At 59.1% G+C, this 16,368-nt stretch carries 18 protein-coding genes; 10 read left to right on the top strand and 8 right to left on the bottom strand.

Features of this window, described 5'->3' with window-relative positions; all coding sequences use genetic code 11:
• Window positions 1-169: 169 nt before the first annotated feature.
• Window positions 170-361, top strand: a complete 192-nt coding sequence (locus JC200_RS03865; protein ID WP_274434872.1) for a hypothetical protein — start codon at window positions 170-172, stop codon at window positions 359-361.
• Window positions 358-1,161 (top strand): hypothetical protein, encoded by an 804-nt coding sequence (locus JC200_RS03860; RefSeq protein WP_274434871.1) that lies wholly within the window; start codon window positions 358-360, stop codon window positions 1,159-1,161. The genes JC200_RS03865 and JC200_RS03860 overlap by 4 nt, the downstream gene beginning before the upstream one ends.
• Window positions 1,162-1,213: 52 nt before the next feature.
• On the opposite strand, the gene JC200_RS03855 is transcribed toward JC200_RS03860, so the two are convergent.
• From JC200_RS03855 to JC200_RS03845, 3 genes are read right to left on the bottom strand one after another with little or no spacing between them, the layout of a single operon-like run.
• Complete coding sequence (locus JC200_RS03855; protein WP_274434870.1) at window positions 1,214-1,441, bottom strand: hypothetical protein; 228 nt, start codon at window positions 1,439-1,441, stop codon at window positions 1,214-1,216.
• Window positions 1,438-2,628 (bottom strand): Ger(x)C family spore germination protein, encoded by a 1,191-nt coding sequence (locus tag JC200_RS03850; RefSeq protein ID WP_274434869.1) that lies wholly within the window; start codon window positions 2,626-2,628, stop codon window positions 1,438-1,440. Before JC200_RS03850 ends, JC200_RS03855 begins: the two co-directional genes overlap by 4 nt.
• The gene (locus JC200_RS03845) at window positions 2,628-4,070 is read right to left on the bottom strand and encodes a spore germination protein (RefSeq protein WP_274434868.1); all 1,443 of its coding nucleotides are present in this window, start codon (window positions 4,068-4,070) and stop codon (window positions 2,628-2,630) included. The genes JC200_RS03850 and JC200_RS03845 overlap by 1 nt, the downstream gene beginning before the upstream one ends.
• A gap of 430 nt (window positions 4,071-4,500) precedes the next feature.
• Here JC200_RS03845 and JC200_RS03840 point away from each other — a divergent pair, with 430 nt between their 5' ends.
• The 3 genes from JC200_RS03840 to JC200_RS03830 all read left to right on the top strand — a co-directional run bounded on the left by JC200_RS03840 (window position 4,501) and on the right by JC200_RS03830 (window position 7,548).
• On the top strand, window positions 4,501-5,676 hold the full coding sequence (locus JC200_RS03840; RefSeq protein WP_274434867.1) for a GerAB/ArcD/ProY family transporter: 1,176 nt from the start codon (window positions 4,501-4,503) through the stop codon (window positions 5,674-5,676).
• 99 nt (window positions 5,677-5,775) lie between these two features.
• Window positions 5,776-5,916, top strand: coding sequence for a hypothetical protein (locus tag JC200_RS03835; protein WP_274434866.1), 141 nt, complete (start codon window positions 5,776-5,778; stop codon window positions 5,914-5,916).
• A gap of 210 nt (window positions 5,917-6,126) precedes the next feature.
• Window positions 6,127-7,548, top strand: coding sequence for an FMN-binding glutamate synthase family protein (locus JC200_RS03830; protein WP_274434865.1), 1,422 nt, complete (start codon window positions 6,127-6,129; stop codon window positions 7,546-7,548).
• A 12-nt stretch (window positions 7,549-7,560) separates the two neighbouring features.
• Here the strand turns inward: JC200_RS03830 and JC200_RS03825 are convergent, their stop codons facing one another.
• The 3 genes from JC200_RS03825 to JC200_RS03815 form a co-directional block, all read right to left on the bottom strand.
• Entirely contained in the window at window positions 7,561-7,800 is a 240-nt protein-coding gene (locus JC200_RS03825; RefSeq protein ID WP_274434864.1) for a hypothetical protein, read from the bottom strand.
• A gap of 103 nt (window positions 7,801-7,903) precedes the next feature.
• Window positions 7,904-8,119 (bottom strand): hypothetical protein, encoded by a 216-nt coding sequence (locus JC200_RS03820; RefSeq protein ID WP_274434863.1) that lies wholly within the window; start codon window positions 8,117-8,119, stop codon window positions 7,904-7,906.
• Window positions 8,120-8,143: 24 nt separating this feature from the next.
• Window positions 8,144-8,587 (bottom strand): cupredoxin domain-containing protein, encoded by a 444-nt coding sequence (locus JC200_RS03815; RefSeq protein WP_274434862.1) that lies wholly within the window; start codon window positions 8,585-8,587, stop codon window positions 8,144-8,146.
• Window positions 8,588-8,748: 161 nt separating this feature from the next.
• Here JC200_RS03815 and JC200_RS03810 point away from each other — a divergent pair, with 161 nt between their 5' ends.
• Window positions 8,749-9,573 (top strand): alpha/beta hydrolase, encoded by an 825-nt coding sequence (locus JC200_RS03810; protein WP_274434861.1) that lies wholly within the window; start codon window positions 8,749-8,751, stop codon window positions 9,571-9,573.
• A 233-nt stretch (window positions 9,574-9,806) separates the two neighbouring features.
• On the opposite strand, the gene JC200_RS03805 is transcribed toward JC200_RS03810, so the two are convergent.
• Window positions 9,807-10,229 (bottom strand): CoA-binding protein, encoded by a 423-nt coding sequence (locus JC200_RS03805; RefSeq protein WP_274436458.1) that lies wholly within the window; start codon window positions 10,227-10,229, stop codon window positions 9,807-9,809.
• 83 nt (window positions 10,230-10,312) lie between these two features.
• On the opposite strand from JC200_RS03805, the gene JC200_RS03800 reads away from it, so the two are divergent.
• A complete protein-coding gene (locus tag JC200_RS03800; protein WP_274434860.1) occupies window positions 10,313-11,776 on the top strand; it encodes a CaiB/BaiF CoA transferase family protein in 1,464 nt (487 codons plus the stop codon).
• Between the two features lie 866 nt (window positions 11,777-12,642).
• Here the strand turns inward: JC200_RS03800 and JC200_RS03795 are convergent.
• A complete protein-coding gene (locus JC200_RS03795; RefSeq protein ID WP_274436659.1) occupies window positions 12,643-12,870 on the bottom strand; it encodes a hypothetical protein in 228 nt (75 codons plus the stop codon).
• 151 nt (window positions 12,871-13,021) lie between these two features.
• Between JC200_RS03795 and JC200_RS03790 the strand changes: the two genes are divergently transcribed.
• From JC200_RS03790 to argB, 3 genes are all read left to right on the top strand, one after another.
• Window positions 13,022-14,038 (top strand): P1 family peptidase, encoded by a 1,017-nt coding sequence (locus JC200_RS03790; protein ID WP_274434859.1) that lies wholly within the window; start codon window positions 13,022-13,024, stop codon window positions 14,036-14,038.
• A gap of 274 nt (window positions 14,039-14,312) precedes the next feature.
• Window positions 14,313-15,362, top strand: coding sequence for an N-acetyl-gamma-glutamyl-phosphate reductase (argC, locus tag JC200_RS03785; protein WP_274434858.1), 1,050 nt, complete (start codon window positions 14,313-14,315; stop codon window positions 15,360-15,362).
• 18 nt (window positions 15,363-15,380) lie between these two features.
• Window positions 15,381-16,337, top strand: a complete 957-nt coding sequence (gene argB, locus JC200_RS03780; protein ID WP_274434857.1) for an acetylglutamate kinase — start codon at window positions 15,381-15,383, stop codon at window positions 16,335-16,337.
• The last annotated feature ends 31 nt before the right edge of the window (window positions 16,338-16,368 follow it).

Below are 16,368 nucleotides of genomic sequence, written 5' to 3'. Positions count from 1 at the left end.
CAGGGATGTTTCTTCTGACACCCTTTAGGCACAACCACAGTGAGGTGGACAGCGATGACGGACAGACTGACTGTGCGGAGTATCAGTCACGACGTGATTCTACTCGTGACGGCAGCCGCGTTGTTCTTCTTCTTCTACTTTATGCCAACCTAATAGGTCGGTGATTATCATGACAAAAGCTAGAGGACCAGGTGGGGAGGGACGGTTTGTCCGAACTGTTCGAGACGTCTCGGGTGTAATCGGACTGATTGGGGTGGGCATCCTTGCCGGATACGCTTTGTTGAACCTCAGGCCGGGATGGGAGTGGACTCAGGAACAAAACGCGGAGCAGTTGGCCGATGAGGCCAACAGGTCGCGATGAAGAAGCAGCGTATTGGCACACCTAAGAAGCCTTTGTCAAGGAACGATAGAATTCTCGGCCTGGCCGTCCACGATTTGGAGAAAATCGCGGCCTTTGGGCTTGTTTTGGGATATTTGCAGGTTGGTCTGATTGAGATAGGACCGCAGGCGTTTGCATTTACCTTGCGCGGCCCGATTTTTTGGCGCCTGACGGCTGGAACGCTTCCGTATCTCCGCAAGCCGAGTACTGGCTTGGCAGCCGACGCCTACCTGCGCATTGAAGCGCTGCTGGCCTACCTCCTGTTGGTGGGAGAAGCCCACCTAACGCAGTCGACCACTGCCGCCTCGACCATGGTTTGGACCATCGGTTCGGAACGGTTTCGCTTCACGGAGATTGGTAAACTTTTGAAGGGGGACTCTACTTCCTTTCGCTACCGCACTGCAATTCTGATGTTGCTGAACGTGGCAGTGGGACTAGGCCTTGTAGTTCGGAAACTGCCATTTGAGATCACGGCGGTGAGTATGGACAGGTCGATGGAACTGATGTTCTCGACATCCGCCGCGCCTTTGCAGCGCAGTGTGCGCAGACTTCCGAGTCAGTTGACGCTACCTCGGATGAGCGGCAAGTTGTATTGGCTCGGGGTCATTGTCGGTATTCTCCTGATTGGTCAACAAGCCAGAATTGGCGCAGTCTTGATGGAGCGCGGCGGACTCATCGGTTTTGGCATTCGCTCGGCGCTTTTCCGCATGCAGGTGCTGCAGGAGATGTTGCGTCGAAAAGTTGAGCAAGAGGACGAGGCTGAGGAACTCCGCGGCGATTAGCGGATGTCGCGACTGGACGAAAGCGCTGCTCTGGTCCAGCCTTTCAGCGACCTCACAACAAGGCGTACATCCACTCTGTGATTGGTGTGAACACTGCCTTGACGGGGCTGAGAAAATCGACCGTCATCCACAAGTGCAACGACAACGCGGCACTGCAGACCAGTCCAAAGCTCAGCAGCACCAGCTGTGCACAAAGGTCAACCCACTGGCGACGGTGCAACAACTTTCTCGCCTGGAGAAGCAGGATGGGCGCAGTGAAAACGACGCTAACCCAAATCATTGAGAAGTGCCTCCTGACTCACTCGGGTGGGGTACTTGCTTTGAACTGTCTACGCTAAACGGCGAGTTCTGTGCCAATCCCGTGCGAATGACCTGAACCTGGATGTCGTACGACGCACTCGCATGGGCGAGCAGGTCCTGCCAGTGTGACTGCGCATTTTGCCAAGACCGCGGGTGTTGACGATACAGCCGAGTGCCAATCTGGAGTGCGTCCACCCGCGCTTGTTGTGATTCCGCCAAAGCAGCATCCATCTCTTTTTGAATCTCTTGGTTGCAGGATTTGCTTGTGTCTTCAAGGTAACGTGAATTAACTCGTACCCCGGGATGCACGCTTTCGAGTGCGGCATTCCCGCGCATCGTGACAAACATGGTCAAATGCCCGTGTGTGATGACGGGATGAACCGTGGTCGTGGTGTCCCTGATTCGAACCGTCCCTTCCTTAGGAAAACCTCTGCTCGATATCGGTAGCACTGTCCCTGCGCTCTGATTGAGCCACCACAAGACACCCCTGGACTGCATTAGGTCAAGTTCTTTCACCATTTTGTTGTGGTCAAACACAGCACTTCCTGCAAGCTCAATTTCGCTCCCTTCCAGTTTGATCAACGGCAGTACGAACGCATGTGAGGGTGACAGCACTTGATTTACAGCATTCAACTCGGATGAGTCGTAGGCTAGTCCGGATAAATTACTGTGTCGAATCAGTTCCTGTAGCCCACGCGGCGTCAGCTTTTCCACGCCGGCATTCGCTTCCTTTAGGCTCGATGCATGCCCTACCATGACTAACAGCAGTTGGTCCTTGCGCGTCTCTGGCAAGCGTTCAACAAAGTCGAACGCATCTGCAACCCCGTGCCTTGCATAGTCTTCTCCAAAAACCGTGACGGCGTTGTGGGAGAAATCAAACTCCCGGTAAGGCGTGATGAGGTATTTGGACAGTGCCTCCTGCAAAGATGCACCAGTGGCCGTGTGAGTTACATACCCAGGACCGGGTGTCGAGGGTCCACCCCCTTGCCCGCTGCGCATCAACGTGGGATTTACCACAAAGGCGCTGACTGAAGTTTGCCCGTCTTGCGCAAGGTCTAGCCCCGTGCCGATGACGATGGACATTTGGCCAAGCTCCTGCTGTCCCCAGCAGCCGCTGAGGAATGCGCAACACACGGTGCTTAGCACGAGCAAAAGCGGTCGCTTCATCAGCGTCTACCACTTTCGGGGCCTGGACGCGGTGTGCGCTCCCGGGCGCTCTGCTGTGGCTCCATCAGTGCAGGTCGACTTTGCATGTTCCACCATGGCGCTCGGAAAAAGGTGTCCCGTAACAAAGACTTCCACTCCAGTGGAGCAATCGGAGCTAGATAGGGAACGCCATAGGAGCGAAGCGATACCAGATGAGTGAGCAAGATAAACATGCCAATGGAGACACCGAGCAGTCCGAAAACTGACGCCAGTAGCAAAAACACTATGCTGAGGAGTCGATTTGTATATGAGAGAGCGTAGTTCGGTATGGTGAATGAAGCTACACCGCTAAGCGCGACGACAATCACCATTGCCGGTGATACGAGGCCCGCTGCAACTGCGGCTTGACCGAGAACCAGTGCTCCGACGATGCTCACCGATTGCCCCACGGCCTTTGGCAGGCGAATGCCAGCTTCTCGCAGCGCCTCGAAAATCAGCACCATAATCAAGGCCTCGATGGCACTTGGAAAGGGCACTCCTTCGTGCGACGCAGCCAGCGACACAAGCAGTTGCGTTGGGACCATTTGTGGATGGTACGCGACAATGGAGACGAATAGTGCGGGGAGGAGGAAAGATGACCAGTACATGACGTGACGCAAGACGCGAACCATACCTGCGGCAACGAAGTTCAAGTAGTAGTCCTCGTGGGATTGGAGGTGATTCATAAAGGTTGCTGGCAGCATCATAGCTGCTGGCGAACCGTCACACAAGATGGCGATGCGCGCCTGCAGCAACGCCGCGGCCACGCGGTCAGGGCGCTCTGTGGTCTGGTCAAGGGGAAACAGAGAAAATGGCGCATCGTTGGTAGACTCACGGATCATGTTCAGGTCGAGCACTCCATCAAGTTTGACGCGCCCGAGCCGTGCGCGAACTTCGGTCACGAGTTCAGGTTTGCAGAGGTTTCCAAGATAACACACTGCCACCTTTGTCTGAGAGAGTTGGCCGACGACATGAAGTTCGACTTTGAACTGTGGTGTTTTGACGATTGTGCGGATGAGACCGATGTTCTTGTCGACGTCTTCAACGAACGCATTCTGAGGTCCAATGACACTCGGCTCCGCCTCCGCTTTGCCAATGGGTCTGGCCTGAAACGCGTTGACATCGACCCCTAGCACCTCGGCGCTGCCGTCCACGAAAACCATCATGTTTCCTTCTGCCAGAGCTGAATCAGTCGCGGACCACGTTCGGTGAGCGTGGATGGTAGGTGACCAAATTCGTCGCCGCACATCCTGCATACTGACGAGTTCACTCACTGCTCGGCTGAGAGGTTCAATGATCCCGGCTTGCGCAATGTCTTTACCGACCAACGGTTTTAGCCAGACAATCAGCAATCGACCACACGCGACTTCGAGCGAGCGATACTCTAAGTCATCGCAGTTCTCCCATACTGATTCCAACCTCAACCGTGCTGACTCCACATCCATGGGAAGGTCGGCATCTGGGGGATTTGTGCGACTGAGCAAATCTTGATCCGGTTGGCTGGTGTCCGACCGTGTTGTGGGCATAAGCGGGAGGGTCTGTAGCACACGCCTTTTGGCTTGCCGTCTCACATCAAATGCCCCCTCGCGGACCATTTACATGGGGAGCATGCCCTGCAAGTGGAAATCCTATGAGACCTGCAGTACCGTCAACTACCGTCTCGAGACAGTCGTCCGGTTTGTTACGGCCTTTCTGACAAACATCCACGCGATATTGGCCCCGACGAAGACCGTTGTAAAGCGATGGGCCCAGAGAACAGACTGTGGGAACTGTTTGCCCATAGGATCACCCCTTCTCGTACCGTACTCGCTTCAATCACAGTATGTGAAACGTCCTCTCCGTGGAGCGGCATGTGTGCCGCAGACCCGCGAGGAATTAGACTCCCGTGCGGAGGTGACACTACTGTGCAAATCCGAAGTGAGGGTGCTGACTTTGAAGCAGCAGTTGGCGAATGTGCAGTTCATTTTTTTGACTAGTTGGCTCGTCATGGCAAGCAGCGCCATCTTTCTGCCGTATTTGATGGCACACTTCGTGACGCGGGATTCATGGATTACCGCTGGACTGCTAGTCGCGAATGCTTTCATCCTCTATCTGATCACGTGGCTGTTTGTCCGGATTTGCCCGAACCGGACACTGGTTGGCGGATTGTTGCAGGGGTTTGGCCCGTGGATGGGGCGCGCTCTGGCAGTGGTATTTCTCGGCATGGTGTTCGTGGCGATGGTCACTCTGCAACGCAAATCGAGTTTGTTCATCGGCGAGAACTTATCGCCCGCCACCCCACTTATTGTGATTGACATGTGTATCATCATTCCTGTTGGCTACGCGGCCTTTCTAGGCCTCGAAGTGCTAGGGCGACTCAGTGATGTATTGACACCGGCTGCGGCACTGGTCACTCTTTTGATTTGTGCTTTGAGTCTGCGAAACGTGCACCCGTCATACCTGTTGCCTGTTCTTGCAAACGGGATGGACCCTGTCTTACGGGGAGCCGTGGTCCCATGGCGGTTCACCTTGCAGTCCCTGTTCTGTCTGCAGTTTGTGCACGCCTTAAAGAACCCGAAAAAGGATCTTCCGCGGAACTTTCTCTGGGTTGGTCTCATTGTTGCAGTTGTTGGCGTTGTAGCGCACCTACTCATGGTCTCCATACTTGGCGAGCAGTTGGCGTATGTAAAGTACCCACTACTTGAGATTGTCAAGGCGATTCGGTACGGCGATTTTTTTCAACGCCTTGATCCTGTCTACGTCGGCGGAGTCCTGATGGCGCTGATGCTTCAGCAATCATTGATGCTGTACATCTTCGTGTCGGCCGCAGCGGAAACTTTCAACCTCCACGACTACCGCAATCTCGTCTGGCCGGCAGTGCTTGTCGTTGCAGCGTGCAGTTTGCTGTTGTGGAAAGACGGTGAGAGCGTGGACGAGTTCATTGTCTATACACATCCCGGCATCTTTATCACAGGTCTACTCACTTTGCCAACGATGGCCATCGTTTCCGGATGGATTAGGCGACGAGGTCGCCAGACGGTCGGTCAATGAACACGCGCAACTCTGCTGCACGCCGTGTGCCTACAGCCGTGTGCCTACAGCCGTGCCACGACAGGCAGTTTTGAAATATCATGATGCAGGTGATGGGCGATGCGAACGAACAGAACTCGCGGTCTCGCAGGTGTGTTTGTCTTGGCGGGGGCAGGATTGGTATTCTGGCGTGCTATGGTCGGCTATTTGAACAACACATATGGGCCGGGTGCGCCGTATTACCGGGATCGACAACAGTAATCTGCGCGAAGTCAGTACAGGCTTCGTCTAGTCGGCGTGCGGTTCACCCGCGTTGCCCATGCAGGGCATCAGTCAGTGGATGTCTTCAGCCCGCATGCTTTGCTCGTAATTCGGCGATCTTATTCTTGAACTGCATTCGACGACCCGCTTGTCTATGGCGCAACAGGGAATACGCGTACATACAGTCTCGTCTCAATTGTGGAGGTCCTTATGGGGAATTGGCAGCTGCACCAGGATACGTTGCTGTGGGCGAAGTCAGGCGTTTTGCTGCTCGCCGTCTTGGCGTGTCTTGGGCTCCTGCTGGCTGCTCTGTCGCCGTTTTGGATGCGTTTTGTGATCAACCGCACGGTCGATCACGCAGTTCGCCAGTTGTTCAGTGACCCGTACACGAAAAACCTGTTGGAAGGTGTCACGGCCCTGCAGAGGTTTGGCGTGCGAACCACGCTGGAAAACGAGTTGCGGGCGCACATCGGGAAGACGCTGGACAAGCCTATCGGGTCGACCCGTCACTTTCCAAACTTCGATGGTTTGTTGTTTTCGCCCGCCCCTGTTGCGACAGGAGCGCTCGACATGGCGTCGACAGTGGACGTCGCGACTGTCATCGGGTCAGGGGCAAAGCGCCCGATGCACATCGCGCTGCCTGTTATGATTTCGGCCATGGGCTACGGCGTCGCGGTCAACAAGTCGTTCGCCCGTGCTCTGGCAAAAGGCGCGACACTGGCTGGGACAGCCTACAACGTCGGGCAAGGTCCGCCTGTTCAGGGTGTGCGCGACCTCGCCGAACACCTTGTCGTTCAGTACCACGGCGCGTCGTGGCGGCCGGCGGAGTCGCTGCTTCGAGTCGCAGATATGATTGAGATTCGGTTGGGACAGGGCGCAAACGCTGGTTGTGGAACGACGATTCCGACGAAGAATATGCCCAAGGAGCTACTGCGTGAGTTTGGCGCGGAGAGTGCGAGTGGAGACTCGCTGTACATTCCCGCTGGCATTCCGGGCGTCCACACCATCCGGGAAGCGCGGCGGCTGGTTGAGCACCTGCGCAAGTTGTCGCGTGGCGCACCCATCGCGGTCAAAATGGCCGCCGGACAAGCTCTGGAACGGGACTTGATGTGGGCCATCAAGGCGGGCGTGGATGTCATCGTGATCGACGGAGCACAAGGGGGGACTCACGGGTCGCCGGCGATGGTCGTCGACGACTTTGGCATCCCGACGCTCCACGCCCTTTGTCGGGCTGTGCCGTTTGTGCGCGCTCACCAGGGACGGCGCAACGTAGACATCGTCATTTCCGGCGGCATTCGCACACCAGGAGACATGCTGAAGGCGATTGCCCTTGGCGCCACGGCGGTCTACATCGGCACGGCGGCGCTGTTTGCAGCGACCCATTTGCAGATTACGAAGGCGATTCCGTTTGAACCTCCGACTCAGGTTGCGTGGGAGAACGGGAAAGTGCGGCAGCGGTTCAACGAGGACAAAGGCGCTCAGAGTTTGGCGCATTTCCTGAACAGCTGTGCCGATGAAATGCGCCAGGGGCTGCGGGCTTTGGGGAAGTCATCGCTCACTCTGCTGAGTGAGGAGGACCTAGTTGCCTGGCAACCAGAGGTGGCCAGGATTACGGGCAGGCCGCTTGTCTGAACCGACCAACGGTCACGCGCGGGACTGCATCAACTCCTGCTCAGGTGTGATGACAAAGAAGGCCAGCAAGACAAAGATGACCCCCCACGCAACCCACGTCTGCGTCGCCTGTTGCTGCTCGCGCTTCGTTTTTCTGGCCATGATGTCGAGGTTGACTAGGGTGAGTAAGAGTAGAAACGTAAATAGCCCGTGGCGGGCTGATTCTTCCGCCTGCATCGACTTCTTCATGTTGGGTGAGTTTTGTTCGGGCACGGGGCTTTCCCTCCAAGTTGTACTTGGCTACTCATACGTAACCCCGTGCCCTCTCGTGTGTACGTTTGCAACGAGTGTGACTCGTTACGTAAAAATCGCCTACTTACAGCGGGGGCGTGCGTCTACGCGGGTTTTGTGGGTCGGACGGGTCGGACGGATCGGGGGACCGCTCGGGTATGCCGGCTTCTCCATCGGCGTTTGTGTCATACTGGTGCGCGGCGTCGGCGGCGCGCTGTTCCATGTTCGTCGCGTCGACTGGACGGTAGCGGTAGCCTGGGGTCCTCTGGGAGCGCTCGTTTGTCGGATTGCCTTTGGTCATGGTCTCACTCCTCCTTGGGACGCTTCACTTTGCGTCAGTTACGGTCAGCTTGCCCGTAAATTCCGGATTGTCATTCCCGGACGGGTCGCTCATGATGGTGAATTGCCCTGGCTTGTCCGGCGTAAAGCCGACCGTTGTCGAGGCACCAGGCGCCAGATTCTGCGTAAAGATGTAGTAATCCGGAATGGCAAACTCATGTGCGCGCCGTCCCTGGTTGGTGATGCGCAGGTTGAGCGGTTTGTCCAAGAGTGCGGTGATTTGACTCGGGTTAAAGCCAGAATCCGTAATCGTCACTGAAATGACGCGTGCTGCCGCGGCCTGATTGAGCGGGAGAGCACCGCACAGTTCGAGCGTCGAAGCGAATAGAAGCGCACCGGCAGCTGCAGCGACGCGCCTGCGCACGACTTTTGTACCTGCCTCATGTGCCCCTCTTAAAGCTTCTCGCTGTTGCAAGTCACGATGATGCATCCGAAGGCCTCCCTGTGTGAGTTGGACATGCCACTCGCTCGACTTATGATGTCCAGTTATAGCCAAATATACGGTCGGTTCAGGGACAGGTCTGCATGGATGTGCTATCATCGGTTGTAAATCTTGTGCATGATCGGGACGAGACAGGGAGGGCGAGCAACATGGCATTGTACGAGCGGCACTGGCCGGCCGTGTCTGGTCGAGCTGTGGTCGTGCTGGTGCATGGGGCGGCAGAACACTGTGGCCGCTACGATCATGTCGCTAAACACTTCAACGCCGCTGGCTTTGGGGTACTCGGGTTTGACTTGCCAGGACTTGGCCAGTCGCCAGGCCGCCGCGGCCACGTCGACAGTTTTGAAGACTACATGCAGGCGGTCGATCACGTCATCACCCGCGCCGCCGACCTCTACCCGGAGTTGCCGATTGTCCTGTACGGCCACAGCATGGGCGGTCTCATCACGGTGCGTTGGCTGCAGACGCGCTCGGAATTGCAAAAGCAGCCGCTGCGCGGTGTCATTCTGACTTCGCCGTGTCTCGACCTTTCCATGAAAGTGTCTGGCACACTGCACCGAGCTGCTGTGATGCTCGAACGGATGTGGCCGACGATGAGTCAGTCAAGCGGCATTCCGGCCAAACTCGTCAGCCGCGATGCGGATGTGGTCGCAAAGTATGTGACCGACCCCTTGATGGTCCCGAAAGTGACTGTCAAGTGGTACATGGAGCTGTACCGCAACATGGAGGAGGCGCGCGGCAACGCCGTTGCGTTTTCCATCCCCACGCTCATTCTGCAGGCTGGGGATGACCGCATCGTCTCGCCGGCGGCCACCCGCAACTTTGCCTCGAGCCTCGTTGCGCCCGAGAAGGAGTTTCACGAATTGCCAGGGCTGTACCACGAAGTGCATAACGAGCCGGAGCGCGAGGACGTGCTCAACACGATGACAGCGTTCCTCGACCGGACGCTGTTCGCGAGTCAACCGGCGGTGTAATCAGCTAGTGTGACGAGTGGTGTGACGAGTGGTGTGACCAGCGGTGTGACGGGTGGTGTGACGGGTGGTGTGACGGGTGGTGTGACGGGTGGTGTGACGAGCTCGCAAGCTGCCGGCTGTGAGGCCTAGCGGCCGTGCAGTAAGCGCGGTTCGCAGACGTCTGCTAGCGATGGTCCGCGGACAGAAGGTGGGACGATCCGCGGACATCGGGATAGACAGAGCGCCTGAACGGGTTAGCGCGCGTACAGACTGTGCATCACCTTGATGCAGCGGTCCATGACCATGGTTTTCCCGTGATCGGCAGCAATCTTCGCAGCTTCTTCGTCGTACACGCCTTCTTGTGCCCAAATGACCGGCGCATCCGTTTTGACCGCCTCTTCGACGACTGCTTTCAAGGCATCGCTGCGGCGGAAGATGTCGATGATGTCGATCTCGACGTCGTCCGGAATGTCTGCAAGGCTGGGGTAGCTCTTTTCCCCGAGCACCTCCCCGATGGTAGGGTTCACCGGGATAATTCTGTAGCCGTGACGCTGCATTTGCTGCGCAACCGCGTAACTGTCGCGATTCGGGTTGTCTGACAAGCCGACCACGGCAATCGTCTTGGAACGTTTCAGGATGTCTCTAATTTCATCAGTATTCGGGTTTTGGAACATGATCTGCACCTCCGAGCTTGGTGGTTTGTCTCGATCATACGGCTGCCCCGATTGGATATCAACTGATTGGAACTGGGGGGACTTCGATGAGCCGATCAACTGCATCCTCCGCTTCAGACCGGACCGCTTCAGACCGGACCACGTCAGACAGGACCACGTCAGTACCGTCTCCTTCACCTCAACTGCAAGCGCCACTGTCCGGCGTCACAGTGCTCGACTTTAGTCGCCTCTTGCCTGGACCTTATGCCACGATGCTGATGGTGCAACTCGGCGCTCGGGTGATCAAAGTGGAGGAGCCGGGCGTCGGCGACTACGTGCGCATCTTCCCGCCCCTCGCAGACGGCGTCTCCTGGAAGTACCGATGGCTGAACCGCGGCAAGGAGAGCGTCGGGATCGACCTGAAGCACCCGGACGGACAAACACTGGTGCGGGACTTGGCGACAAAGGCTGACGTTTTGGTGGAAGGTTATCGACCGGGCGTGATGGAGCGGCTCGGGTTCTCCTACGACGACGTCGCGAAGGTGAACCCGGGAATCATCTACTGCTCCATCACGGGCTATGGACAGACGGGCCCTTACCGCGACAAAGTTGGCCACGATTTTAACTATACCGCCGTCGCCGGCATTCTCTCCATGGCGACGCGGAATGATGCGCCGCCAACGCCAGCCGGCATACAGATCGGTGACCTTGGCGGGGGAGCGATGATGGCTGTGACGAGTATCTTGGCGGCGCTCTTGCAGCGCACTCGGACTGGCCGCGGCCAGTACCTCGATGTGTCGATGCTCGATGGCCTCGTCTCCTGGCTGTCGTACAACGTCGCGGATTACTTTGCGACAGGCAGCCAGCCGCAGCCCCTTGAGCGGCAACTTGGCGGCGACTTCGCCTGCTATCGGGCGTACCACACGCGTGACGGCAAAAGTATCGCGGTGGGCGCCGTCGAAAATCACTTTTGGAAGAACCTATGCGACGCACTTGGCCGACCGGAGTACGCGGCGAAGCAGTTCGTGCCGCATCCGGAGCAACAAGCGGTGATCGATTGGTTGGCGGCGACGTTTGCCAGTGATGATCGCGACGCCTGGGTCAAACGCCTCAGCCACCTCGAAGTCTGCGTGACACCGGTCAACGACTTGGCCGACCTCGTGCAGGATGAGCAGGTGATCGCTCGCGAGCTGTTTCACACTGAGCCAGATGGGGCACCGTGGGTGCGGTTCCCAGTGCCGATGGAGGGGCTGGGCAGCGTGTCGGCGACTTCGCCGGGCGGAGGCCAGGCTGTGGATGGCGGCCAAGCCGCTGTTGGCGGCGGCGGCCCAGGTGCAGGGGCGGGCGCTGTGGCAGGTGCCGGTGAGCGGCGGGCCGCGGGCGCTGTGGCAGGTGCCGGGGCAGGTGCCGGTGAGCGACGGGCCGCGGGCGCTGGGGCAGGCACCGAGGCAGGGGCCGGGGCAGGTGCGTACGCGGTTGGCGCTGCGACGCGGAGCGTTTTGACGGAGTTTGGCTACAGCGTCGAGAAGATCGACGCGCTCGAGCAGAGTGGTGTGTTTGGGAAGCGGTAGCGGGAGCCTGTTTGGTGTAGATGTCAAAATGACACCTAGCGCGGGGACCTGCTTGCTGTAGGTGTCAAAATGACACCTACCGTGGGGACCTGTTTGCTGTAGGTGTCAAAATGACATCTAGCGCGGGAGCCGGCTTGCTGTAGGTGTCAAAATGACACCTACCGTGGGAGCCTGTTTGCTGTAGGTGTCAAAATGACATCTAGCGCGGGAGCCTGCTTGCTGTAGGTGTCAAAATGACACCTACCGTGGGGACCTGTTTGCTGTAGGTGTCAAAATGACACCTACACCGATGCCCTGCTGTCCGTAGGTGTCAAAATGACATCTACCGTGGGAGCCTGCTTGCTGTAGGTGTCAAAATGACACCTACCGTGGGAGCCTGTTTGCTGTAGGTGTCAAAATGACACCTAGCGCGTGAGCCTGCTTGCTGTAGGTGTCAAAATGACACCTAGCGCGTGAGCCTGCTGTCTGTAGGTGTCAAAATGACACCTACACCGATGCCCTGCTGTCTGTAGGTGTCAAAATGACATCTACAGCGTGAGCCTGCTTGCTGTAGGTGTCAAAATGACACCTACACCGATGCCCTGCTGTCTGTAGGTGTCAAAATGACATCTACAGCGGCAGCCGGTTCACATTAGGTGTCAAAATGACACCTACAGCGGTAGCCAGCGGGCCGCGGCAGCCCATGAGCCACGGGAGCCGGTTCGGAGTAGGTGTCAAAATGAGGCGGAGTCCACCAGGCGGGATCAATGAGCCGAGCAGCCTGCGAGCAAACACAAAACACAAAAACGCAAAGACACAAAACGGCTGCCCCGCTGTGCGTGATCGCACGCACGTTCGGGACAGCCCAGTGCTAACAACTGTGAAGCTTAGGAACTGCTGGTGCTGTCGTAACCGTAGACGCCGCCGCCGCCCATACTCATGGTGCCCATGCCGCCCACGGGGCCTGCGTAGCCGTGGTACGATGTGACAGAGACGCCGCCACCGGCACAGGATCCGCTAACCCAACCTGCAGCAGGTACCAGCAGGAAGAAGAGCACGAAAATGATCAGGAACACAACCGCCCACCGAGTGTATCCACCGAACGCTCCGTACATATCATCTATCCCTCCTTTGAAAGATACCTCATCAGATGTTGGGACAAATGCCGCATGGTACGGACACTCGCGGAGGCACACCGGAATGGGCGGATGCCCGGCTAGCGGGCACGTGTCGGTGAAGTGTGACCGACGACAGGGGGAGTCGACGTTGACACAAGCAGATAGGACTACGAATCAGTTCGCGCTGTTGCCTGGCATCCGGGTCGGGCACGCGCAAGATGAGGCGGCAGCTACGGGGTGCACCGTGATCGTTGTGCCAGGTGGTGCGACAGCCGGCGTCGACGTGCGCGGGGGTGCACCTGGTACGCGCGAAACCGATCTGCTCAGCCCGTTGAACACCGTCGAGTGTGTGCACGCGGTGCTGCTGACCGGGGGAAGCGCCTTTGGGCTCGACGCCGCCGCGGGCGTGATGCGCTATCTGGAGGCGCAAGGCGTCGGGTTCGACACTCAAGTCGCCAAAGTTCCGATTGTGGTCGGGGCTGTGTTGTTTGATCTCGCCGTTGGCTCCGCGGCAGTTCGCCCGGATGCGGAGATGGGGTATCAGGCGTGTCTGGCGGCAGGGCTCGGTGCGCCGGATGAGGTCGCGACAGGGAGCGTCGGCGCTGGGACCGGGGCCACCGTCGGCAAACTCGCTGGCCTAGGGAGCGCCACCAAGTCCGGTATCGGTTTTGCGCGGGAGCGCTGGGGCGACCTCGAGGTGCAGGCACTCATCGCCGTGAACGCTGTCGGCGAGGTGGTCGAAGAGGCGGGCAATGTCTTGGCGGGCGTTCGCGGTTCAACCGCAGGCACGTATGTGCGCGCGCACGACTTGCTGCGAGCTGGGGCAGAGGCCACTGCTAGCGATCGCGATCGTGATCACGACTCATCAGGCGGGCTCAGCACAAACACGACGATTGGCTGTCTGTGGACGAACGCCCGGCTGACCAAGGCGCAAGCGGCCAAGGTGGCGCAGATGAGCCACGACGGGCTGGCGCGATCGATTCAGCCCATCCACACACCGCATGACGGCGACACGATGTTTGCGTTGTCGGTCGGCGACGTGCCGGCAGACATGACCGTCGTCGGTGCGCTCGCCGCAATTGTGACGGCTGCGGCTGTGCGAGACGCAGTCCGTTCGGCGACAGACCTGGCAGGCCTACCGTCCGCCGCGAGTTGGCGGGGCTGAACCCATAGTGGCACAGTGGCGCCGCTGAAGATGTAGCGGCAGTGGCGCGGCAGAGTACGGACTCTCGCTGAGCGCGGGGGCTCGGCGTGGCGCCGCGCGTTCGCCGCTGTGGCGCCACGTTCCCGCCGCTGTAGCGCCACTAAACGGCTGGCGCCTGCTTTGTGTAGCCCCGATCACGCGCTATCCTACACCACTGCCTGACGCGGTCTGCCTTGACCGCGTTCCTTGTCCACACGTATACTGTATTAAAATACATTTATGAGGATGTTTATTCATGCAGACACGTGTGCGCGTCGGCATCGTCGGCGCGAATGGATACTCCGGCCTTGAACTGGCGCGACTGCTGCTGGCCCATCCAGGAGCTGACTTGACTTACGTCGCGGCGAGCAAAGACGCAGCCGGTGCGCTGGAGGATGAGCAACCGTTTCTGCGCGGAACGAACAATCTGCAGGTTACTGCCTACCATCCGGATGCCTGCGCCGACGCTTGCGACTTTGTCTTTGTCGCGCTACCCTCCGGCAGTTCTGGGGCAATCGCGCTCGACCTGCGCGAGCGGGGCTTGCGCGCAATTGACCTGTCTGGTGACTTGCGCCTGCCAGCCGGCGAGTATGAGCGCTGGTACGGCCGCGCCGCCTTGCCCGAGGCGGGACTCGACGAAGCCGTCTACGGCTTGACCGAGTGGCGGCGGTCCGAGATCGCCCAGGCGAACCTCATCGCCAACCCGGGTTGCTACGCGACCGCTGCTGAGTTGGCGCTGTTGCCGCTGACGGCATCTCACGGCGACATCCTCTTGCCGTCCGCGCCGGTCATCATTGATGCGAAGTCCGGGGTCTCCGGCGCCGGGCGCAAAGCGACGCAGAGCGGGCTGCTCGGTGAACTCGCGGAGAACTTCTACGCCTACAAAGTCGGTCGGCACCAGCACACACCGGAAATCGAGCGCCAGTTGTCGGGGACAGGCGACATCCGCGTGCTATTGAACACACAGTTGTTGCCGACAGTTCGTGGCATATACATCAGTGCGTACGTACAGACTCGTGATGGCGTTTCTACAGCGGAGCTCTCGTCTCTCTACCAATTTTATTACGATCGCGAACCGTTTATCCGCGTTCTGCCGGCGGGGCGGGTGCCTGAGTTGAAGCACGTGCGCGGCTCGAACTACTGCGATATCGGCTTCGCGGTCGACGAACGGACGGGAGTCGTGCAGGTGTTCAGCGTGATCGACAATTTGCAAAAAGGCGCCGCTGGTCAGGCGGTGCAGAACTTCAATGTGATGAACGGGTTTGCGGAGACCGACGGGCTGCTCGCGCAGCCGTTGTACCCATAAGGCAGGGGGAACGCCGTGATGGCAGATTGGACGCCGATGGATTGGACGCCGATGGCAGATTGGACGGTGCTAAAGATGGGCGGATCCCTCCAAGGCGCTGGACTCGCCGCGCTCGCAAGCGCGATCGCATGGTGCCAACAGAGTGGGCAGAACGTGGCGGTTGTGCACGGCGGCGGACCGCGCATTTCGCAGGCACTGAACGAAGCGGGGATTGACCTGCCATTTGTCGACGGCGAGCGCGTCACGACAGCGGCAGGCATGGCGGTGGTGGAGCGCGTGCTGGCGCGTGACGTCAACCGCGAGTTGACCGCGAGTCTGCAGAGCGCAGGCATCGCCGCGGCGGGGGTGTCTGGCGCGGACGGTGTGCTCGAGGCGGTGCCACTGCCGGGACGTGAGCGGACGGCGCGGGTCGGGCGCGTTGTGACTGAGCCGCTTGAACGACTGGCTGTGGACGGACTTGTGCCCGTGATGGCACCGCTTGGTTGCGATGCGTATGGTCTGTCGTACAACATCAACGCCGACCTGGCTGCTGGCGCTGTGGCTGGCGCGCTGGGCGCCGGCCGGGTGGTGTTTTTGACGGACGTGCCTGGGATTTACGAAAACTTCGAGGCCAAAGCGCTGCTGACCGACACATCCGCGGAGCACCTGCGGCAGTTGCTGCAGGCGGGCCGCTTTCACTCTGGCATGATCCCGAAAGTCAACGCGGTCCTCTCCGCCCTCGCCGCTGGGGTTCAGACAGCGTTTGTGGTCGACGGCGCAGATGCGCGCGCGCTGCAGTGGGCGGTCGGGGACGAGGTTGGCGCGTTCGCGGGGGCAGGCAACGCGGCGGGGAACGCAGCGCCGAACAGGTTGGCGGGGAACGAAGTGGCGGGGGCAGGCGCGGCGGCGACCACGTCCGCAGCGGCCGAGATAGCGCAGACCCCCGGAGCTGAGCGAACGTTTGGCACGCGTGTCGTGATCGGGCGAGCGGGCTAGGGCATGGGCGGCCTGCCGGATGCGCGGGCCA

The organism is Alicyclobacillus sp. ALC3, assembly GCF_028751195.1.
GTDB lineage: Bacteria > Bacillota > Bacilli > Alicyclobacillales > Alicyclobacillaceae > Alicyclobacillus_L.
The sequence above is the reverse complement of the archived record's forward strand: the minus strand, read 5'-3'. Positions and strand labels throughout refer to the sequence as shown.